Consider the following 19758-nt stretch of genomic DNA (forward strand, 5'->3'; position numbering starts at 1 on the left):
ACATCCTCCTTTCACCTCATCTTCCCCGCCCGAACAGGACCACCTTCACCGTTTCCATGAGGATCTGGGTGTCCAGAAAGACGGATAGGTTCTTGATGTAGTACAGGTCGTAACGGAGTTTCTCGATGGCGTCCTGCACCGTCGAGCCGTAGGGGTAGCGCACCTGGGCCCAGCCGGTCAGCCCGGGCTTGATGGTGTGGCGCTTGGAATAGTAGTAGATCTCCCGCTTCAGTCGTTCCACGAACTCCGGCCGCTCCGGCCGTGGGCCTATGAAGCTCATCTCGCCGCGCAGCACGTTGAACAGCTGCGGGATCTCGTCGATGCGCGAGTTCCTCAAAAAGGCGCCGACCCGGGTGATGCGGGCGTCGTTCTTCGCGGCCCAGACCGCGCCGTCGCGCTCCGCGTCCTGGCACATGGAGCGGAACTTGTACAGGGTGAAGCTCCTCTCCCCGAGCCCCACCCGCTCCTGGGCGAAAAAGAGCGGGCCGGGGGAATCCAGCTTGATGGCCAGGGCGATCAGGGGGAAGGCAGGCGCGGCAAGCAACAGCCCTGTCAGGGAGAGCATGATGTCGACGCAGCGCTTGTACACGTTGACGAGGGCGGTGTGGTGAAAGCCGCTGGAGAAGATGATCCAGCTCGGGGTCATCTCCTCCAGGAGAAGCTTTCCCTGCACCGTCTCGTAGAAGGTCGGCGCGTCCAGGACCTCGATGCCGTTTAGCTTGCAGCGCATCATCTCCTGCAAGGGGAGCACCCCCCTCCTTTCGGTCAGTGCCACCACGATGGTCGAAACCTTCAGGTCCCGCGCGGTCTGGAGCAGATCGTCGCTTTCGGGGATGATCTGGGAGCTGAACAGCTCAGGCTGGTGCACGGTCTGCTCCGGGCGGTGCCGCTCGTCGCACTCCAGAAAGCCGGCCAGGGTGAAGGAGCCGCTTTGCGAGCTCAAAAGCCCCCCCAGCTGGCAGGCCAGGTCGCCGGTGCCCAGGATCAGCACCCGGTGCGCGAAGGGGACCCTGCGGGCACCGATGCCGGAGATCGCGTACCAGGTGAACTGCAGGATGATGAAGAAGCCCAGGGCGAAGAAGAGCACGCCGCGCCCCAACATCAGTTCAGGCGAGAGGTAGTAGACCACGGAAAGGAAGAAGAACGCGGCGCACCCCGCCTGCACGCAGGTGGCCAGTATGTCCCGCTTGCGGCTCTCCTTGGGAAGGACATACACCTCCATGAGGTAGGAGGAGAACAGGACCACGACCACGAACAGGGCCGCCGCCATCATGGCCTGGTCGGGCTGCCATTCCGCTTTCAGGATCAGTCCGCCGAACCTGGCCCACGCCGCGAGGAGCAGGGCCGCGAGGGCGAGGACGGCATCAACCAAGATGTATAAGGTAACCCGAAGATCCATAAGATGCCGTACCGTTTCTCCCCATGCCAGCGCCCGTCGGCGGGAGCGCTGCTACTTCGTCAACTGTGCCAGCAGCGTCTGGGCCGCCTTCCGGTCGGGATGATCCCCCATGGCCAGGGATTCCTGGAGCGCCTTCCGTGCTTTGCCGCGGTCCCCCACCAGCTGATACGCCAGCCCGAGATGGTAGCGCACCGTCGGGTCGCCCGGCAGCATGTTCGCCGCCCGTTCCAGCGCCTTCACGGCATCGGCGCCGCGGCCGTTCCGGCACAGGGCGTAGCCGACCGTGTCCAGGATGCCCGGGTTGCCGGGTTCCTGGAAAAGTGCGGCAACGGCAAGTTTCAGGGCGTCCTCCTTGCTCCCGTAGCCGTCCGCGCTCAGGTAGGCCAGGTTGTTCAGGGCAGGCACGAAGCGCGGATTTCTGTTCAGCATCGCCCGGTAACGGTCAGCGGCCTCGCGCTGCTGCCCCGTCCTCTGCAGAAGGTTCGCCACGGCAAGCTGCGCGGGGAGCGACTCGGGCTGCACCTTGAGCGCCTCCTGATAGCTTTTCATGGCGGAGGCTGTGTCGTTTTTGGCGCGGAAGAGATCGCCGAGGAGCAGGCGCGGTTCCGCGCTACCCGGCGCTATCCTGGCCGCCTTGTTGGCCTCTGCAAAGGCGGCGGCGGTGTCTCCGCTTCCCTGGTGGACCCGGGCGAGGACGAGATGCCCCTGGGGCGAGCCGGGATGGCGCGCGATCAGTTTCTCGGCCTGCTCTATCCCCTTCCCCTTCTCCTTCATGGCCAGGTAGGCTCCCACTTTCAGCAGGGTGCCCTGGTCCGGCTCGAGCGCCTCCACCTCGTCATAGACCTTGAGCGCCTTTTTGTATTCCTTTTGCGCCAAAAGGATCCGCGCCTTCGCCTCCAAAGGCGCGAGCGCGCGGGGGTCGAGCTTGGCGGCCTCGTCGAGCACGCCGAGCGCCTTGTCGGGGGCGTTCTTCTTCTGGTAATAGGCCGCGAGCACGAGGTACGCCTCGAGGCTCCTGGTCTGTTGCGCTTTTTTGTAGTAGCCGAGGGCATCGGCGTCTTTGCCGACCAGCTCGCTCAGGGAGGCAAGCCCCAGCAAGGCCCGCAGGTTGCCGGGGACCCTGGTCTGCAACTCGGAGAGTTCGGCCATCGCCTTCGGGTAATCACCAGTGGCGGCGTAAAAGCCGGCCAGGTTGTGGTAGCTCGCCGGGAACAGGGGGTCGGAGCGTTTGGCCTGCGCGAGGCTCTTCAGGGCGCCGGCCTTGTCGGCTGCGGCGAACTGCAACCCGGCCAGCGCGTTGTACAGCGGGGCGTCCCCCTTGCCCCCGGTCATGCCGGAACGGACCAGGGCGAGCGCCTTGTCACGCTTGCCCTGCTGTTGATAGTAGGAGGCGAGCAGCAGCCTGCTGTTCAGGGCGTCCGGGGCACCCTTCACCGCGAGGGCCAGTTCGCTCTCTCCCTCGGCGCCCTTTCCTTTGCTGAAGTAGAAGGCGCCCTTCTTGATGTGGGCCTGGACCAGTTTCGGGTCCAGGCGCGTGGCGACGTCCAGCTCCCGCATCCCTTCTTCGTAGAACCCCTGCTGCAGGTAAGCGCTCCCCAAGAGGCTGTGGGCCACGGCATCGGAGTCGTCCTGGGCCAGGATCTTCTTCACCTCGGCAATGCCGTCGTCCACCCGCTTCTGCGCCAAAAGGGTCTGGGCGATCATGAGCCGGGCCTGGCGCGAGGTGGGGACCCGGTCCACGATCACGCGGAACTGGCTGAGCGCGCTTTCCAGTTCTCCCTTGTTGTAATAGCTAAGCCCCAGGAACTGGTAACCGTCCGAGGAGGGTGCGAGCTTCACCGCCTGCATGAGGAAGGTGATGGCGTCGTCGTACTTCTTCCTGTAGAAGCTGACCACCCCCTTCAGCTGGTACCCCTCACCCTTTTTCGGGTACTGCTTCATCATCTGGTCGGCAGACGCCTCGGCGGCCTCCAGCTCACCCTTCTCCACCCGGATGAGGCCCAGCTTGTAGGCGGCATCGGTTCGCCCCGGGTCCAGCTGCACGATCTTTTGGTACCACCCCGCGGCACGGTCGGCGCTGCCGGCTCTAAGCTCCAGGGAACCGAGCATCGAGAGGGCCTGGAAATTCTTCTGGTCCCCCTGCACGACTTCGCCAAGCAGCGTCCTTGCCTTGTCCACCCGCCCCAGCGCGAGATCGACGGAAGCAAGCTGCAGCTTGGTGGCGGGACGCTTCGGGTCCGCAGCGAGAGAGCGCTCCAGAAGCCCCAGCGCTTCCTGGTATCTGCCGCGCACGGCATAGGCACTCCCCAGCGCCTCGAGCCCCTGGGCGTCGTCCCGGTGCACGGCCAGGTACCTTTCGGCCATCTTGCCCCCCTGCTCCCCTTTGTGCATGGCGTTGTAAAGCCGTGCCAGCTCGAGCAGCACGTCGTCGCGGGAAGGGTTCAGGGTGAGGACCTTGGTGTACTCCTTTTCCGCCTGCTCGTTTTTGCCGAGAGCGGCATAGGCCTTGGCGAGCTGCAGGCGGGCATCGTAGAAGTTGGCGTCTTTTTCGAGGGCGTTTTTGAAATAGACCACTGCACCGGCAGGATTACCACCGCTGAGCTGCTTCACCCCCTCCTCATAAAGGGTTTCCTTTGTCTTGCTGCCACAACCGGAAAGGCTAAGCAGCACCAGCAATAGCATTAAGCCCAGTTTCATTGCCAACCTCCAGACAGCTCTGACGGCGTCCACAGTAAATTAGATACAATTAAAACTTTCTAACACACTCTTAGCAGAATGGCTTTCACTTTTCAAGCTAATTCTCAGGCCACTGCGGCTTGGGCTGTGAGTAAAAACCGCCATCAGAGCCTGAAACAGGCAGGTCCTGCACTTCGCCTGCACGTCGTTTACCGCCATGCCGGGAGGGTTCGGTCCCGGCAGCAGGCCCGCCTCCCCAGCCGGGTTTGCCAGACAGTGGCGGCAGCAGCGGCACGATTCGGAAGTTGTCTCCCTGTCGAATATTTTTACACATGGCGGCGACGCTGCAAGCTTGAACGGCGTTTCAGAAGCCTATGTTAGCGATTTTTAACATAAGGCACGCCTCTTGCTCTAGCCGCTGTCACATTTGAATTTGTTAACTAAACCAACAAAAGGAGACAAAAATGAAGGGTTTTGCGGCATTAGTGGCTGGTGCTTTGCTTTTCATGGCGACGGGCGCAGCCCAGGGGAGTTACATCACCCTGAGCAATTCGGAACTGCTGACGGCTACTGTGATCGGCTCCAACAACCAGGAGGAGTATGGCGGCTGGTTCAAGGCGCTTGACTACACCCCGACGGGAACCTTGTTCATCCAGAACATGTCCAGGCCGATGGCCCCCGGCGCCCTCCCCTATTACGTGTACAGCTACGTCGGTGTCGACGCCGCCCGCGCCGGCAAGAGCGACCTCACCGGAGTCGACAGCTTCGAGCTGAGACTGGCCAACGTCAACAACAGCCCCTGGGAGCTGGCCCTTTTCGTCCAGGCCGATGGCGCCACCTACCTCAGCGACTACCAGGTGGTTCCAAACCAGAAAAACCCGGTCGACATGAAGAACTTCAGCTTCGACCTCTCACTGCTGGGGCCGGACCGCACCGACGTGGAGTACCTTGGGTTCGCGGTAAGAAGCATGCTGGACTACGACCCGAGCAACCCCGACGCGTACCATGTCTTGGCCGCTCCTGTCCCGGAACCGGGCACCGTGCTGCTGTTGGGTACCGGCATCTTCGGTCTCGCCATCTACGGCAAACGCCGCAAGAGGGCTTAGCTGCATCGACAATCAGCGCCTCTTGGCGCGTTTGAAAGGATATTCTGGGGAAAGTGATGCCGACTTTCCAGATAGCCAGGTGGACAGGCGGGTACCTATATGGTAGACACCTTCCTCATGAGAGTTACTTCGGCTCCCCAATACAGGTTGCGCAGCGTCATGCTGCCACGTGTCCTCCCCTTCGCCGTTTTTATGGGGTTCATCGCCCTTGAAGAAGGGTTACGCACTGACGTCGTGAAACCATGGCTGTCACTGCCGGACACGGCCCTGAACACGCTGTACCCGCTCAAGGCCGGCGCAACCGCGCTGCTGCTCCTTTTTTTCTGGAACAGATACCGGGAACTGCGCCTGCGGGATCTCAATGACCTCAAGGCCACCACGCTTTCCCTTTGCGTCGGAGCGGCAACCTTCTTGCTCTGGATCAAACTCCCGGTGACCTTGCCGATGGTGGGCGCCCCGGCCGGGTTCGACCCGGCCCTGTTCTCCGAGGGCGGACCGCGCCTGCTGATGACGGCGGCCAGGGTCGCGGGCGCGGTATTGGTGGTCCCGGTCATGGAGGAGTTGTTCTGGCGCTCGTTCCTGCTGCGCTACCTGATCCAGGCGGATTTCGAGTCGGTCCCCATCGGCCGTTTCAACTGGGGAGCCTTCACCGCGACCACTGTTTTGTTTGCCCTTGAACATCACTTTTTCCTGGCAGGCCTGGCAGCCGGGGCGGCCTACAACATCCTCCTGTACCGGACCCGCAGCATCGCCCACTGCGTGCTTGCCCATGCCGTCACCAACATGGCCCTCGCCTGCTACGTCCTTGGCACCGGCAGGTGGTATTTCTGGTAGAGCTTGATGGGCGGTTTGTCGAAGAACTTTACACCCTTGCCACCTCCCCTGGCGGTTGAGGAGCAAACGCATGTCATCCTGAGAAGTTGCAGAACTGGCCCGGCCTTTGCTAGATGATTACCGCAGCTGGCGTTATGTATGTCAACCAATCAGGTTACGGGAGCAAAAGGAGGAAGCCATGAGAACGATCAGGCAGGTAACGACGGTTATTGCGGCATTGGGATTGTTCATAGGTGCTGCGGTAGCAAACGCCTCAGTTGTTGATCTGACCACTTCCCCGTCCAGCGGTAGCATAGGGGTCGTGAACTTCTCAACCAACGATCAACATCCGACAGGCACCGGATACATCAACCCATTTCTGAGAATCCAGAAGGAAGGTACGGAAAGCGGCTACAACACCGACGCGCAAAAACCGCCACTCGATGACAAAGCAAGCATTTACACCCACTCCCTGCTGCTGTCGAACTTGGTCGCCACCGATGGCTACTACAAGTTTCTTTTGGACATCAACCAGACCGACCACAACCCGTTGCTCGATCTGACCGATGTGAAACTGTTTGTGGGCGGTACCGGGGATTCCAGCAAGCCGAACTTCACCGACCTCGGCGAGCAGATATGGGGCTTCTCCAGCGGCGATGTTGTCCACATGAACTATGACTTGAATCCTGGCAGCGGATGGGGTGACATCTACATGTATGTCCCCACCAGCCTCTTCACCGGCAAGAGCGGGTATTTCACCCTTTACTCCGAGTTCGAGGGCGCTAACGACGGTTTCGAAGAGTGGGCTGCCATGACCAGTAACCCTCCGCCGGTACCCGAACCCGGCACCTTCCTGCTGCTCGGCACGGGCTTCCTCGGCCTGGCCGTCTTCAGCAAACGCCGCAGAAACAACGCGGCATAACCGTCTGAACGGAAGACTAAGTCTTCACTTGAACAGCTGAAACACCCATAGTCTCGACAAAAATACTCCCCTTGGACCGACGCCCGAGGGGAGTATTTTTTTTGCGCTGGAGAACTATAAAAGGAAAGGATAAAAAAAGGGTGCCGTCTGCTTCGACAGCACCCTCTGCAAAAGGAGCGGCAAGCGTCTGCCGGCTTGTTGTTAGAAATCCCGACACCCCGGGGGGGGTGCTGTAAAGCAAATCGACAGTTCCCCGATCAGGCCGCCGCGCTGCCGGGATGCCTTCGTTCGGGACCTGCATAGCTCTTCTTTACTCTCGACGATCGGATCGGGTCGACTCCCACGATGACCCAGCCGGACGAGCGCAGGAACCTGGCGACGACACCGGCCTCGATGAGGCTTTCCAGCATGTAATCTTTTACGTAGTCATACCTCTTGTTTGTCCAATGCACTTGAACCAGCATAACTGCCCCCTCGCGCTGCAGCTTTTGTCAACTTAGCGCAGTTTCTGGTTATGACCTTCGTCAGCAGATACTTTTGCAATTCTCAGACCGGCCTTACCGATTATTGCTTCGCCTGCGTAGGGGGGGCTTCTCAGTGGCTAGAACTGCCCGAGGACGACCAGGGCCAGCCTCGAGGAATTGGCGAGTGGGGGCTGCGCTTCCTGCTGGGCCTTCATGAGTTGCTGGATATTGGCACCTTCCCGCCGAAGATCGACGGCGGCGGCGCTCTCTCCCCCCGCCGCTGCAGTCGCGTCCGGGGAGGCGGGCTGAGGGCCGGTTCGGGCGCCATCCTTGAGCAGGCTGCACATCGGCGGACGCTGTGATCGTTTCATATCCGCTCCTTACCCTGGGGGAAGGCGGGATGGCTGCGCCATCCCGCCGGGAAAAGCTAGAACAGCCTGAGGATGGCCTGGGCCGCGGCGGAGGAGAGGCTCAAGGAGGTGGTGCCCAGCGACTGGCGGGTCTGCAGCATGAGCATGTTGGCGCCCTCTTCGTTCATGTCGGCGAGGGTCAGGTTGTCGGCGCCGGTCTGCAGGGTGTTGATCATCTGGTCCGTGAAGCTTTGGCGCGTGGTGATGATGTTGAGGTTGGCGGCCAGCGCCTGGGTGTTCACCCTGAGGGTCGAGATGGCGGTATCCATCTTGGCGGTATCCGTGGTGATGTCCGAAACGGTCTGCCAGTTGCCGCTGGCCGCGGTGAGGCTAAGGCCGTTGGAGTTCGCCAGGAAACCTACCACGTCGAGGGTGGAGGTGGCGTCCTCGTTGAAGTTGACCGTGAGGGTGTTGATGTCGCTCAACAGGTTGAGACCGCGATAGCCCGAATCGGAGGAAAGGTTGTCGATCTGGCTGCGGATCGTGTTGTACTGGTTGGCGAGCTTCGACTGGACCGTTGTGTCGCTGGTGGAGAGGGCGGATTGGGCAACACCTTTGGCTGCGTTGATCAAGCCGGTGATGGCGGTGATGCCTGCGTTGGTCGCCGTTACCGTCTGCACCGCTTCGGACATGCCGTCCTTGCGATCGGAGAGGTCGCTGGCGCGCTGGTTGGCGTTTTGGGCGGCGAAATAGTTGGTCGGGTTGTCCAGCGCGCTGTTGACCTGCTTGCCCGACGACAGCCGCTGCTGGGTCCGGTTCAGCAACTGGCTGGTGTTCTGCAGGTACAAAAGGTTGGTCCTCATCCCGGCGGTCAAAGAGATATCACTTACTGTCATGGCGTTACTCCTTTTCTGGGCGGCCCGGCGTTCTGCCGGTGGTTTTCCAACCGCTTGCGTTGCTCGCACGGAAAAAGGTCGCAGAGTGGCCAGTTCGGCGCCCCCTCCGCACGCACGTAGTCTGCTTATCGACCTCGGGGAGTATATCTTAAATTTTTTTTAATTCAAAAAAACAAAGGGAATGGGTGGAGATGTTGCGGACGGAGCTTGAGCGCGGTTCCGGCGCCCCGGTGATGGGGCGCCGGCGGGGTCTACGAGGGGCTATTGGGGAAAGCGCGACACCACCCCAGCGTCGGCGGGGGCTGCGGTCGCCTTGCGTCGGTTGGCGCCGCCGGAGAAGAAGAGGTCGCCGTATTTGCCGTAGTGGGTCACCTTGGGGCCGTACTGGGCGGCGGCGGCCTGCGACCCCGGTTCGAACAGCGCAAACACTCCGCCGGCAGGCGTCCTGCGCTGCAGTACCGTGAAGCGCAGCGAGTCCGCTGGTGCCGCCTCCCCCGCCGGGGGCTCCGCGCCGGGAGGCAGCAGTGACAGGTCACCGGGAATGCCGCAAAAAAGCAGGTCGTGCGCCGCGGCCTGCTCGGGTCGCAGCGCCGCCTCGTCGACGATGCCCGCCTTGCCTTGGGAGAGCGAGGCGAGAAAGGCCCTGAAGCTCCCCTGGTCGGCCCGGCAGTTCCGGGTGATGACCCCGATCAGGTTGCCTGAGCCCTTGATGCTGTTCACGGTGGCCGGTATCTCCCCCGGGGCGAGGATGCGGAAGATCTCCGCATCCGGGTCGAGCAGCAGGCGCTGCGGCTCCCCGGGGGCGGCGAGCTCGAAGCCGGCGGCATCCCGTGCCGCAACCGCCACCAGCCGGGTGCGCGCCCCCGCCGAGGTTTCCAGCCGCAGCGGGACGTCCTGCGCGAAGTAGGGCGGGGACTGTCGCACCGTTCCGGTCACCTGCCATCCGGCTTCCTGGCGCCGGCTCCGCGCGTCGCCCAGGGAAAGTCTCGCTCCCCCGGTGCGCTCGATGAGGGACCTGATATCGGAAAGGTCCTTGCCGGAGGCCCGGGTGAAGGCATTCAGGAGGTCGCTCCATGAGGCGGCGCGGTACATCCGCTGCCGCACCACGTCCTTTAGGGCGCCGAAGAAGGCCTGGTCGCCGATCCGGGAGCGGATCATGTGGAACACCATGGCGGCCTTGCCGTAGCCGATGGCCCGGGAGGCGGGATCGTTGCGGCTCACGAAGGCGGAGAGCGGAAAATCGTTTTCAGGGGTGACCAGGGAGGCGTAGTCGATGAGGAGCTGCCTGCGGTATTCCACCGCCTCGGACTGCGAGCGGCGCTCCTTGAGCAGGTAGTCGGCCAGATAGGTCACCAGCCCCTCGCACCAGTTCCCTTCCGACAGGTCGACATCGATGCCGTTGCCCCACCAGGAGTGGGCGATCTCGTGCGGCAGACTGGTGTCCACGATGAAGGGGAGCCTGATGACGGAGCCGCCCAGCAGGGTGAAGGAGGGGAACCCGTAACCGGTGGGGAAGAAGTTCTCGACGATGGCGAACTTCTCGAAGGGGTACGGGCCGAAGAGCTCCTGGTACAGGGCGAGGTACCTGGCCGCCGCATCCAGGTAGCGCGGCGCGAGCCCGGCGTTGTCCCGGTAGAAGTAGCTGTAGAGCGTGATCCCCGCAGCCTTGCGCTCCTCGACCAGATAGGGGCCGGCGCACAGCGACAGCCCGCCGACCGGGCGTTCCTCCTGCCACACGGAACGGGTGGTGCCACCGGAGGTCTCCCGGGAAAGCCGGGCGCCGAAGGTGACCGCTTCGATGCCGGCCGGCGCCGTGACGGCGATTTTGCGGCGGGCGGGGACCTGCTCCGGAAGCGGGTACCACAAGGCGCCCCCGCCGAGGAAGGTACCCTCGCTGCCAATGGCGGCGTTGACGCCGTAGCTTGGATCCTCGCCGGCCGCGGGATGCCGCGACACCTGGTCGTTGAAGCCGGCCCGGAATGAGATCGCCACGCTGTTTTCGCCTTGCGGGAGCTCCATGTCGATGGCACCGGAGCGGAAGGTGAAGGGAAGGTCGCGCCCGCCGCAGCGCACGGACTCGATCCGGGCGGTTTTGGCAAGCCTCAGACGGACCGACCGGGTACCGGGGGCGAAGACGATGCGGGTGTCACCGGTGATCTCGTGCCGCGGGGGATCGATGGTTACCGCGATCTCCTGGCTTGCCACGGCGGGAGCCCCCGAGGCCACGGCGAAAAGGGGGAGCGCCGCAACGATCAGTACGGAAAAAAGCGATGACAAAACGGCAACCAGCTTCACAGACACCTCCCGCGGCGCGGCTCCCGCACCATGAAGCCTCTCGCGACGCCGGGCGAGAAGCGATTAAAGTTGTGATCGTAGCGGCGTTGGTGTAGGCTGCGGCTTCCAACCAAAACGGACCGAGGACCTTAGATGACCATGCCCAAGACCTTCGCCCTGTTCTTCGCCGTACTGTCCATCCTGACGCTCCCTTGCCACGCCCGCGCCGGTCAGTCGATCACCCGCGTCAGCGACCGGCAGGCGGTCCCCCTGCAGGAAGTTGTCGCCAAGGCCGAGGCAGCCGACCTGGTGCTGATCGGCGAGGTGCACGACGAGGCGCGGCACCACGACCTGCAGCTGGAGGTGATCCGGGAGCTCAAAGCGCGCAAGCTGCCGCTGGCCATCGGGGTGGAGGTGATGCAGTCGGACTACCAGAAGGAGCTGGACGCCTTCGTCGCGGGAACCATGTCCGAGGCGGAGTTCCGCCCCATCTTCGCCAGGAACTGGTCCTACGACTGGCGCCTTTACCGTGACATCTTCATGTTCGCCCGGGAAAACAGGATCCCCATCATCGGCCTGAACGTCCCCAAGGAGCTGGTGATCAAGGTTTCGCGCGGCGGCTACGCCTCGCTCACCCCGGAGGAGCGCAAAAACCTCCCAGAGGGGACGACCTGCGACCTGAACAACCCGCACACGGAATTTCTCAAACAATCCTTCGGCGAGATCTTCAAGCACAACGCCAAGGGGCGGGTGTTCCAGTACTTCTGCGAGGCCCAGACCCTGCGCAACTCCGGCATGGCGACCAACGTGGCCCGCTACCGCAAAAAGGCGCCCAAGACCAAGATCGTGGTGCTCAGCGGGGTCTGGCACGCGGTGAAGAACGCAATCCCGGAGCAGCTCGCACGCCAGGGGGCGAAGCTCTCCACCCTGGTGCTCATGCCCGAGATCAGGGAGTTCAGCGACGGCAAGGCCTCTCCCGATTTCGTCGACTACCTGGCCAGCTTCCCCTCACGTTGAGGGGAGGCCGTGCCACATTAAGTCCATTTCCTCGCGATTGCAAGTTTTCCCTCAGAACAGCTTGTTCCACATCAGCGTGACGCCGTTGCCCGAACGGCCGTTGCGCATCACCCCCGACTCCCAGCTCCAGGCCAGGTAGAGCGACGAATCCCAGACAAAGGCGCTGTCCAGGGCGACGGTGGCGGCCGCGCCGTGCATCTCGTCGAAGTCGACCCGGTTGTTGCCGACCGCGCTGGAGCGGTCCGCCCAGATGTAGGAGCCGAGCGTGCTCAGGTAGAGAAAGAAGGTGAGCTCGCGACGGTAACCCGCGCTGGCGGTGGCATAGCCGCGCGCCAGCACCCGGTCGTAGATCACCCCGGAATAGTGCGGCCAGGCGAGGTCGTACTGCTCACTCGGGAATGGTGCGCCGTTCAGGCGGAAGGCGTTGAAGCGGTCCCCCCTCCCCTGTGCCGTGGCCCCGGCGTAAAGGCTGAACAGGAGCCGGTTGCGCTCGGAGAGCCCCGGCACCCCCGCTGCCGCGACCAGGTACCCCTCCACCTGGGTGTAATCGAGGTCTCCCGTGCCGGCAACCCCGGTCTCGCCGCTCCAGCTGTCCCGGTGCAGGTGATCGACGTCGAACCCTGCGGCCACCCCCTCATGCGGCAGCTCCAGGAGGTTGCGGCGCAAGCCGTCGTAGCGGCAACGCAGCCGCGCGCCGTAAAGGGGGGTGTTGGGGGGGACCCAGAGGCCGGGAGCGCTGTCCGTCTCACGGTGGGCGTAGAAATATCCCCCGCGCGCCACCATCTGCACCCTGAGATCGTTGTCGACCTGGAAGGGATAGACCGGCCGGCGCCAGCCGACGCCGAGGGACCCGAGCAGGACGCCGTGATAGAGGGCGGTGCCGCGGATCTCTTCGCCGTTGCGCAGTTCCCGTCCCGCCACCGGCAGCGTGTCGTTCTCGAACTGGGCCACCAGGTCCCATCCCCCGAGGTCCCGCAGGTAATCGAGCTCGTTGACGAACACCGCCACCATGGCCCGGGCGTAGCCGCGCTCGGTGATGCGCCGATGGTAGAGGGCGGCCACCGGGATGATCGGGCTCTGCCCCTGGGCCGGCGCCAGCAACGAGGCGCCCACCGTGATCGAGGTCATGTCGGCGCGGTCCACGGCAGGGATGTCGACCTGCTGTCCCATGAAGGTCACCCGCTTCGCCTCGCCGGCAAGCGGGGTGTGATACACCGCTTCGTCGGCCGCCAGTGCGAGCGAGCAACAGAGCAGGAGCAGGCATGTCGCCATGACGCCCAGGGCCACCCTGCCCCCCCGGTCTGCGCCCCCTCTGGTACACCTTCCGGCGGACCGGCCGCCTCCGTTACCACCTCTCCCGCCTCTTTGTCTCCACGTCGCTGCACCCTTCACCTGCGTGACCTTGCTTGCCATGGCGGCCTCCGTTTTGATCTGGCTGGCGCTGCATCACCTGGAACACCGCTACACTATAATTTGAAAAATTTAATACTCAAGACGGCAGTCTCGGTCCGATTTGGGTATTGACACGGGATGGTTACCACCTGATAAGGTTGTCATCAGATAACCAGGAGGTGATCAACCAATGGAGCAACTGACGTCACGGCAGCAGCAGGTGCTGGAGATCGTTGCCGAGCACATCGAAGACTACGGCTACCCCCCCACCCTGCGCGAGATAGGGGCGAAGCTCGGTGTGAGCGGAACGCTTGGGGTCCTGAAACACCTGGAAGCGCTGGAGAAGAAGGGGTACCTGCGCCGCCAGGAGGGGAGCACCCGGGGGATCACCCTGAACCGGCAGGGTCAGGGAGCGAGTCTGCCCATCGTGGGGACGGTCCGGGCCGGGGCGCTGCACCCGGCCATCGAGGACATCGAGGGGCACTTCACCATCGACCGCTCCCAGCTGGACAAGGGGGGGACCTTCTTCCTGCGCGTGAAGGGGGATTCCATGATCCACGCCCACATCAAGGAGGGAGACCTCGCGCTGGTGCGCCCGCAACCGGACGCGCACAACAGGGACATAGTGGTCGCCATGGTGGCCGGAGAGGCAACCCTGAAGAGGTTTTACCGCGAGGCGAACCGGATCCGCCTGCAGCCCGAGAATCCCAACTACGCACCCATCTTCGTACAGGAGGGTGACGGCGAGGTGTCCATCGTCGGGAAAGTTGTTGGCATCTACCGGCAGATGGAGTAATTTCATGCAGCGCCTGTGCGACAGCATAAGGGTCGCCGCCATCTTCGCCCCCGGCGCCGGGATCCGGCCGGTCTGGTTCGAGTGGCGCCGCCAAAAGCACGCCGTCACCCGCCTCTCCTACTCATGGCAGGACTCCCTGGGGGGCGCCACCCGCTTGCACTTCGCGGTCTGTGACGACAGCAACATCTACGAACTGATGTACGACACCTCCGACCAGAACTGGACCCTTATGGGGGTCGAGGAGCAGTAGGACTTGGCAGAGCAGCGCATCATCCTGCACATCGACATGAACGCCTTCTTCGCCTCGGTGGAGCAGCAGTCGAACCCCGCCCTGCAGGGGAAACCGGTTGCCGTCATCGGCGCGGCCAAGCGCACCATCGTCACCACCTGCTCCTACGAGGCGCGCGCCTTCGGGGTCAAGACCGGGATGAACAGCTGGGAGGCGCGCCAGAAGTGCCCGGAACTGATCTTCGTGGTCGGCAACAACAAGAAGTACAGCTACACCTCGAAGCAGATCATCGGCATCATGCGCGAGTACACCCCGCTCGTGGAGGTCTTCTCCATCGACGAGGCGTTCCTGGACGTGACCGGGAGCCTGAGCCTCTTCGGCACCCCGGAAGCGATCGCCGGGATGATCAAGGAGCGCATCCGGGAGCGTTTCGGGCTCACCTGTTCGGTAGGGATCGCGCCCAACAAGCTCCTGGCCAAGCTCGCTTCGGACATGCAGAAGCCCGACGGGCTCACGGTGATCGCACCGGAGCGGGTGGCCCAGGTCATGGAGCGGCTGCCGATCCAGCAGCTGTGCGGCATCGGCGCCAAGACCCAGCAGCAGCTGGCGGCGTTCGGCATCAGGACCTGCGGCGAGCTGGCGAGGTTCCCGGTCGACATCCTGAAGAAGAAATTCGGAGTTACCGGGGAGCGGCTGCACTACATGGGGCTGGGTGTGGACGACGCGCCGGTGGTCCCCGAGGAGGAGGCCGAGGAGGTGAAGAGTGTTGGTCACAGCACCACGCTGGACGCCGACCTGTGCCAGCGCTCGGAGATACTGGCGGTGCTGCTGCAGCTCTCCGAGATGGTGGGGAGACGGGCCCGGAAATACCGCGTCACCGGCAAGACCGTGACCCTGACCGTCCGCTACCCGGATTTCACCACCTTCTCCCGCCAGATGAGCCGATCGGCCCCCACCAACAACAGTGACGAGATCTACCGGGACGCGGTACAGCTGCTGGACCAGCTGGAGCTTGCTCAGCCGGTCCGCCTGCTCGGCGTGCGCATCACCAACCTCACCCACCAGGCCGAGCAGCTGCCGCTGTTTGAGAGCGAACGAAAAAAGGCGCTCGTGGCGAGCGCCATGGATCGTGTCAACAACAGGTTCGGGGATTTTTCGGTCACCTTCGGCACCCTGCTCGGCAAGGAATGCGGCGCCAAGGTCATTTCGCCGGCCTGGAAGCCGGAGGGGGTTCGCAACGTAGACGCGGAGTGAGCGGTACCGCGGGATGAAGGTTAACGAGAGCGGTCCTGCGGGCGGGCTGTCACAGCCTCCGGATCAGCTGCAGCAACAGCCTCCCGTTTGCCGCCGGGTCGAAGTAGCGCCGGCACTTGTCCGCCCCGCTTCGGCCGATCTTCGCGGCGGTTTCCGGGTGGTCGAGGCAGTACTCGAGGGCACCGGCGATGGCGGTGACGTTGCCGGGCTCGACGATGATGGCGTCCTCCATATGGCTCAGGTAGCGGCGCACGTCTCCCACGTCCGAGACGATCACCGGGTTGCCGGTGGCCAGGTATTCGCCCAGTTTGAAGGGGAAACCAGCGTTGGCGTAGGTCGAGCCGGTCCGGGTCACGCAGAGAACGTCCGCCCCCTGCAAAAAACGGTAGAAGGCACTGTTCTCCAGGTAGCCGATGTACTGTATCGCGGGGTTCGCCGCGATGCGCGGCTGGTAGAGCTTGACGCTCGCCCCGGTGCCGCAGAGCATGAGGGTGCAGTTCCCCTTCTTTTCCTGCACCTTCTCGAAGGCGTCCAGGAGCTGCTCGATGCCGTCCTTCCTGGCGAACGACCCCGCGTAGACGATCCTCATCGGCCCCGGTTCCCTTTCCCCGACACCTTGCGCCTCGCACTTGGCCGAGATCGGGATCAGGCACAGCGGTACCGACAGCGCAACCTTCTTGCCGTAGAGCTTTCTCAGGTAATTGGAGATGACCACCACGCCGTCGGCCAGCCCCAGAAAGAACCGGTCCAGGACCTCGCCGGCCAGCCACCTGAGCTTCCCGGGGAGGCTCAGCTTGTCGTCGATATAGGTGCTGTCCTCGACGATGTCGAACACGACGAAATACCCCATGCGCTTCGCCGCCAGGATGAAAAGAAGATTTTCGACCGTCACCCCGCCGTAGCTGTAGAGCACGTTTCTCACCTGCGGGACCCGCCACTGCTTCAGGGCGACGATCCCGTCCCTGTGATACCTGAACAGGGCCGGAAGCAGGGAGAACCCGAGCTTGAGATCGGCCCCGATGCGCCGGTACGGGGTCCCCTGATAGCTCCCTTCCAGGTCCTCGTCCGGGACCTCCCCCGTGGGCCTTAGCTGCAGCACCCTGGTGCTCGCCGAATTGAGGTTCAGATAATCCAGGAAATGCTGGATCCGCTTGGTCGATGCCATCCCCGAGGGGTAGCCGAATTTCCCCATGAATACCACGTTGATGTCGCTTCCCATGACAGGCTCTCCCGTTTCCCGCTAAAACCCCGGCACACCGGTGGGAATCTGATCCCAATAGGTGACCGAGCCGTTGTGCCAGCGTACGATCTGGACGCTCTCGTCCTGCGAGATGACGATGGCGATGGCCTGGTGCAGCCGCTGACAGAGGCGATACGCCGCCCGGTGCCTGGTGCCCACCCCCTCGCTCAGTACCGACTCGCACTGTTCGCCCTCCGTGTCCAGGGCATGCGCCACCATTCCCACGCTGTCGAGATCCCCCGATATGACGCCGCCGAAGCCGAGCAGCTCCTGGCGCTTGGTGATGACCACCGCGCCGTCCACGGCGGAGAGCGCCGCGATGAAGTGGGCGACGTCGAAGATGGCCTCGTCCAGAAGCGCTATGTTCTCGTTCTTGCTGTTGACGTACTCGTGCCACCCCACCATCCTCCCCTCCGAGGCCGCGCTCCCGTTGATCTCCGCCAGGGTATTCATGATACGCAGGGTGAGCGACAGGAAGCGCTGCCGCGAATCGAATTCCAGGAACTGGTACTTCAGGGTCAGGTACGGGTTCTGCTCCATGATCTCCTCGGCCATCTCCGCCGGCAGGTACACCAACAGGCCGCCATGGTTGGAATTCCTGATCACGCTGATAATGCGGCGGATCGCCTGCTGGCCGATCTTGCTGCCGAACTGCGGGTCAAGGTCGGCCCAGGGGCGCTCGGCGCGCTGCCGTGCCTTGCGGTGCAGGGCGAAGGTTTCGTCGTTCAGGGAGGCGAGGCTCTTCATCATCCAGTCGGAGTTGAAGACGTCGAGGGTAGGACAGTTGATCTGCCCCCCGTTCAGCGAGGCGATGATCTCGTCCCCGATGCAGACCGAGATCTGCCCGGGACCGGTGACGTAGACCACCAGGCTGGGCGGCATGGGGGGGGAGGTTTTCCTGCCGCCGTACACGGCATGCATCCAACGGGTCCCCGAGTGGAGCAGCCCCCAGATCTGGGCGCCCAGGGCCGGGTCGATGAAGATGCCGATCAGGGTGCGGTAGAAGTCGGCGGCGGGCGCCAGGCGGTGCAGCTCGTACTCGTTGAAGGGACGCGTCCTAGAGAAGATGAGGCGGTGCATCCCGGTCGGCGGCCCCTCGTGGGCGGCGAACAGGTAGGAGTCCCTGATGATCAGTCGGAACATGACGGGGCGCTCCTCCTCGCGCAAAAGGCTCGCCTGGTAGCAGGTCGAGATCACCTGTTCCAGTACCCCGCGTTCGGGGAGCTGCAGGCTCCCCCGCTCCGCCTCCGGGCAAACCCGGTCCAGGAAAGCCTCGTCCCGCCACCGCGCGTGGATGAAGGCGACCAGTTCCCTGGGGTAGCTATGTCCCTCTCTCATGCCGTCCTCCACCCCCTCACAGGCACCAGACCCTGATCCCCGCGGCGGCCATCTGACGGTTGTCGTAGATCCCCTTGACGTCGATCAGGACCGGGTTCTCCACCATGAGGCTCGCGAACTTGGCCGGGGTCCACTGCCGGTAGACGTCGTGGGCCACCGCCACGATGACCGCCACGGCCGGTTGCAGCCGGTCCGGCTCCTTGAGCGTCACCCCGTAGGCACTCCTGGCCTCCAGGGGATCGGCCATCGGGTCGCAGACCTGGATCTTCAGCCCGTAGTCCCCCAGCTCGGCCAGGATGTCCACCACCTTGGAGTTCCTGAGGTCAGGGCAGTTCTCCTTGAAGGTGAGACCCAGCACCGTCACGTAGGAGCCCAGCACATGGTGCCCCGCCCTGATGATCTCCTTAACCGCACGCTGCGCCACGAATTTCCCCATGCCGTCGTTGATGCGCCGCCCGGCGAGGATCACCTGCGGGATGTATCCGATCTTTTCGGCCTGGTAGGTCAGATAGTACGGGTCGACGCCGATGCAGTGCCCCCCGACCAGCCCCGGTTTGAAGTTGAGGAAGTTCCACTTGCTCCCCGCCGCAGCCAGCACCTCGCTGGTGTCGATGCCGAGCCGGTCAAAGATGAGTGCCAGCTCGTTCATGAGGGCGATGTTCAGGTCGCGCTGGGTGTTCTCGATCACCTTGGCCGCCTCGGCAACCCGGATGGAGGGAGCCCGGTGCACCCCCGGGACCACCACCTCGGAGTACACCGAGGCGACCACGTCCAGAGTGCGGGTGTCCTGGCCGGAAACCACCTTCAGGATACTGGTGAAGGTGTGCTCCTTGTCGCCGGGGTTGATCCGCTCCGGGCTGTACCCCACGGTGAACTCTTCCGGGCTCTTCATCCCCGAAACCCGCTCCAGGATGGGGAGGCAGATCTCCTCGGTCACACCCGGGTACACCGTGGACTCGTACACGACGATGTCCCCCTTCTTGAGGGCCTTCCCCACCGTCTCCGACGCGCTGCACAACAGGGAAAGATCGGGCTGGTTGGCCGGATCGACCGGGGTGGGAACGGCCACCACGTGGAAGTCGGCCTCGCGCAGGTCCTCGATCCTGTTGGTGTAGCAGATGTCCGCGCTGACGAGTTCCTCGGCGGCGACCTCGCCGGTCCGATCGCACCCCGCGCGCAACTCGTCGATCCTTGTCGTGCTGATGTCAAAGCCGATGGTGCTGCGCATCTTGCCGAACGCCACCGCCACCGGCAGGCCGACGTAGCCCAACCCCACCACCGAAATCTTACGTCCGTGCCCCATGCCGCACCTCCCTTGCCGGCCCCTTGTGCCGGTCGTTCACGCCTGCGTCACCTTCGCCCCATTCCTGCTGCCCATAGCGCGGACAGCAGCGCCCCCCGCCCCCACAAAAAAACATTAGGCAATTTTAAGTTATTTGCCGCAAAGCTCCAGAGAGCGGGTGCAAAAAATGCATTTTTTCGCCGCCCCCCCGACGACGCCCCTCCCCGCTCCCCCGGGCCTACCGTTTCTTGGCTAACCAGGGCGGGGAAGCTTTACATGACCCCGCGATTTTGCTAAGATGCCCGCGTTT

Annotated in this window: 17 protein-coding genes; 7 read left to right on the top strand and 10 right to left on the bottom strand. The window is 63.5% G+C overall.

Annotated elements, in window-relative coordinates:
• Positions 1–16: 16 nt before the first annotated feature.
• Together KP004_RS11505 and prsT are read right to left on the bottom strand one after the other, a co-directional pair.
• Positions 17–1372, bottom strand: coding sequence for a TIGR03013 family XrtA/PEP-CTERM system glycosyltransferase (locus tag KP004_RS11505; RefSeq protein ID WP_239026777.1), 1356 nt, complete (start codon positions 1370–1372; stop codon positions 17–19).
• 78 nt (positions 1373–1450) lie between these two features.
• Positions 1451–4096 carry an XrtA/PEP-CTERM system TPR-repeat protein PrsT gene (gene prsT / locus KP004_RS11510; protein WP_216798689.1) on the bottom strand — a complete coding sequence of 882 codons (2646 nt, stop codon included), beginning with the start codon at positions 4094–4096 and terminating at the stop codon, positions 1451–1453.
• 443 nt (positions 4097–4539) lie between these two features.
• Between prsT and KP004_RS11515 the strand changes: the two genes are divergently transcribed.
• From KP004_RS11515 to KP004_RS21130, 3 genes are all read left to right on the top strand, one after another.
• Positions 4540–5181 carry a PEP-CTERM sorting domain-containing protein gene (locus KP004_RS11515; protein WP_216798690.1) on the top strand — a complete coding sequence of 214 codons (642 nt, stop codon included), beginning with the start codon at positions 4540–4542 and terminating at the stop codon, positions 5179–5181.
• A 159-nt stretch (positions 5182–5340) separates the two neighbouring features.
• The gene (locus tag KP004_RS11520; protein ID WP_216798691.1) at positions 5341–6015 is read left to right on the top strand and encodes a CAAX prenyl protease-related protein; all 675 of its coding nucleotides are present in this window, start codon (positions 5341–5343) and stop codon (positions 6013–6015) included.
• 178 nt (positions 6016–6193) lie between these two features.
• On the top strand, positions 6194–6916 hold the full coding sequence (locus tag KP004_RS21130; RefSeq protein ID WP_239026778.1) for a PEP-CTERM sorting domain-containing protein: 723 nt from the start codon (positions 6194–6196) through the stop codon (positions 6914–6916).
• 257 nt (positions 6917–7173) lie between these two features.
• Here KP004_RS21130 and KP004_RS11530 read toward each other — a convergent pair whose 3' ends face one another.
• From KP004_RS11530 to KP004_RS11545, 4 genes are all read right to left on the bottom strand, one after another.
• Positions 7174–7326 (bottom strand): GSU3473 family protein, encoded by a 153-nt coding sequence (locus tag KP004_RS11530; RefSeq protein ID WP_239026779.1) that lies wholly within the window; start codon positions 7324–7326, stop codon positions 7174–7176.
• Between the two features lie 191 nt (positions 7327–7517).
• Positions 7518–7751 (bottom strand): hypothetical protein, encoded by a 234-nt coding sequence (locus tag KP004_RS11535; protein ID WP_216798693.1) that lies wholly within the window; start codon positions 7749–7751, stop codon positions 7518–7520.
• Between the two features lie 56 nt (positions 7752–7807).
• Positions 7808–8626 (bottom strand): flagellin N-terminal helical domain-containing protein, encoded by an 819-nt coding sequence (locus tag KP004_RS11540; RefSeq protein ID WP_216798694.1) that lies wholly within the window; start codon positions 8624–8626, stop codon positions 7808–7810.
• A gap of 261 nt (positions 8627–8887) precedes the next feature.
• Positions 8888–10921 carry a M1 family metallopeptidase gene (locus KP004_RS11545; RefSeq protein WP_239026780.1) on the bottom strand — a complete coding sequence of 678 codons (2034 nt, stop codon included), beginning with the start codon at positions 10919–10921 and terminating at the stop codon, positions 8888–8890.
• A gap of 132 nt (positions 10922–11053) precedes the next feature.
• On the opposite strand from KP004_RS11545, the gene KP004_RS11550 reads away from it, so the two are divergent.
• The gene (locus tag KP004_RS11550) at positions 11054–11917 is read left to right on the top strand and encodes a ChaN family lipoprotein (protein ID WP_239026781.1); all 864 of its coding nucleotides are present in this window, start codon (positions 11054–11056) and stop codon (positions 11915–11917) included.
• Between the two features lie 51 nt (positions 11918–11968).
• Here the strand turns inward: KP004_RS11550 and KP004_RS11555 are convergent, their stop codons facing one another.
• Positions 11969–13189 (bottom strand): porin, encoded by a 1221-nt coding sequence (locus KP004_RS11555; protein WP_239026782.1) that lies wholly within the window; start codon positions 13187–13189, stop codon positions 11969–11971.
• A 310-nt stretch (positions 13190–13499) separates the two neighbouring features.
• On the opposite strand from KP004_RS11555, the gene lexA reads away from it, so the two are divergent.
• Genes lexA through dinB form a run of 3 tightly spaced genes read left to right on the top strand, consistent with a single transcriptional unit; the run spans position 13500 to position 15588 of the window.
• A complete protein-coding gene (gene lexA / locus KP004_RS11560) occupies positions 13500–14105 on the top strand; it encodes a transcriptional repressor LexA (protein ID WP_216798696.1) in 606 nt (201 codons plus the stop codon).
• Positions 14106–14109: 4 nt separating this feature from the next.
• The gene (locus tag KP004_RS11565; RefSeq protein WP_216798697.1) at positions 14110–14355 is read left to right on the top strand and encodes a hypothetical protein; all 246 of its coding nucleotides are present in this window, start codon (positions 14110–14112) and stop codon (positions 14353–14355) included.
• Between the two features lie 3 nt (positions 14356–14358).
• Entirely contained in the window at positions 14359–15588 is a 1230-nt protein-coding gene (gene dinB / locus KP004_RS11570) for a DNA polymerase IV (protein WP_216798698.1), read from the top strand.
• Between the two features lie 49 nt (positions 15589–15637).
• Here the strand turns inward: dinB and KP004_RS11575 are convergent, their stop codons facing one another.
• From KP004_RS11575 to KP004_RS11585, 3 genes are read right to left on the bottom strand one after another with little or no spacing between them, the layout of a single operon-like run.
• Complete coding sequence (locus tag KP004_RS11575; protein ID WP_216798699.1) at positions 15638–16807, bottom strand: glycosyltransferase family 4 protein; 1170 nt, start codon at positions 16805–16807, stop codon at positions 15638–15640.
• Positions 16808–16828: 21 nt separating this feature from the next.
• Positions 16829–18166 carry a putative sensor domain DACNV-containing protein gene (locus KP004_RS11580; protein ID WP_216798700.1) on the bottom strand — a complete coding sequence of 446 codons (1338 nt, stop codon included), beginning with the start codon at positions 18164–18166 and terminating at the stop codon, positions 16829–16831.
• 16 nt (positions 18167–18182) lie between these two features.
• Positions 18183–19469, bottom strand: coding sequence for a nucleotide sugar dehydrogenase (locus tag KP004_RS11585; RefSeq protein ID WP_216798701.1), 1287 nt, complete (start codon positions 19467–19469; stop codon positions 18183–18185).
• Between the last annotated feature and the right edge of the window lie 289 nt (positions 19470–19758).

The organism is Geomonas oryzisoli (genome assembly GCF_018986915.1).
Lineage (GTDB): Bacteria > Desulfobacterota > Desulfuromonadia > Geobacterales > Geobacteraceae > Geomonas > Geomonas oryzisoli.

Excerpts from the sequence above, each read along its gene's own strand:
- KP004_RS11555 (WP_239026782.1), bottom strand. The coding sequence starts at position 13,189 with ATGGCGACATGCCTGCTCCTGCTCTGTTGCTCGCTCGCACTGGCGGCC.
- KP004_RS11515 (WP_216798690.1), top strand. The coding sequence starts at position 4,540 with ATGAAGGGTTTTGCGGCATTAGTGGCTGGTGCTTTGCTTTTCATGGCG.
- KP004_RS11565 (WP_216798697.1), top strand. The coding sequence starts at position 14,110 with ATGCAGCGCCTGTGCGACAGCATAAGGGTCGCCGCCATCTTCGCCCCC.
- KP004_RS11540 (WP_216798694.1), bottom strand. The coding sequence starts at position 8,626 with ATGACAGTAAGTGATATCTCTTTGACCGCCGGGATGAGGACCAACCTT.
- KP004_RS11550 (WP_239026781.1), top strand. The coding sequence starts at position 11,054 with ATGACCATGCCCAAGACCTTCGCCCTGTTCTTCGCCGTACTGTCCATC.
- lexA (WP_216798696.1), top strand. The coding sequence starts at position 13,500 with ATGGAGCAACTGACGTCACGGCAGCAGCAGGTGCTGGAGATCGTTGCC.
- KP004_RS11520 (WP_216798691.1), top strand. The coding sequence starts at position 5,341 with ATGCTGCCACGTGTCCTCCCCTTCGCCGTTTTTATGGGGTTCATCGCC.
- KP004_RS11585 (WP_216798701.1), bottom strand. The coding sequence starts at position 19,469 with ATGGGGCACGGACGTAAGATTTCGGTGGTGGGGTTGGGCTACGTCGGC.
- KP004_RS11580 (WP_216798700.1), bottom strand. The coding sequence starts at position 18,166 with ATGAGAGAGGGACATAGCTACCCCAGGGAACTGGTCGCCTTCATCCAC.
- KP004_RS11575 (WP_216798699.1), bottom strand. The coding sequence starts at position 16,807 with ATGGGAAGCGACATCAACGTGGTATTCATGGGGAAATTCGGCTACCCC.
- KP004_RS11530 (WP_239026779.1), bottom strand. The coding sequence starts at position 7,326 with ATGCTGGAAAGCCTCATCGAGGCCGGTGTCGTCGCCAGGTTCCTGCGC.
- KP004_RS21130 (WP_239026778.1), top strand. The coding sequence starts at position 6,194 with ATGAGAACGATCAGGCAGGTAACGACGGTTATTGCGGCATTGGGATTG.
- prsT (WP_216798689.1), bottom strand. The coding sequence starts at position 4,096 with ATGAAACTGGGCTTAATGCTATTGCTGGTGCTGCTTAGCCTTTCCGGT.
- KP004_RS11535 (WP_216798693.1), bottom strand. The coding sequence starts at position 7,751 with ATGAAACGATCACAGCGTCCGCCGATGTGCAGCCTGCTCAAGGATGGC.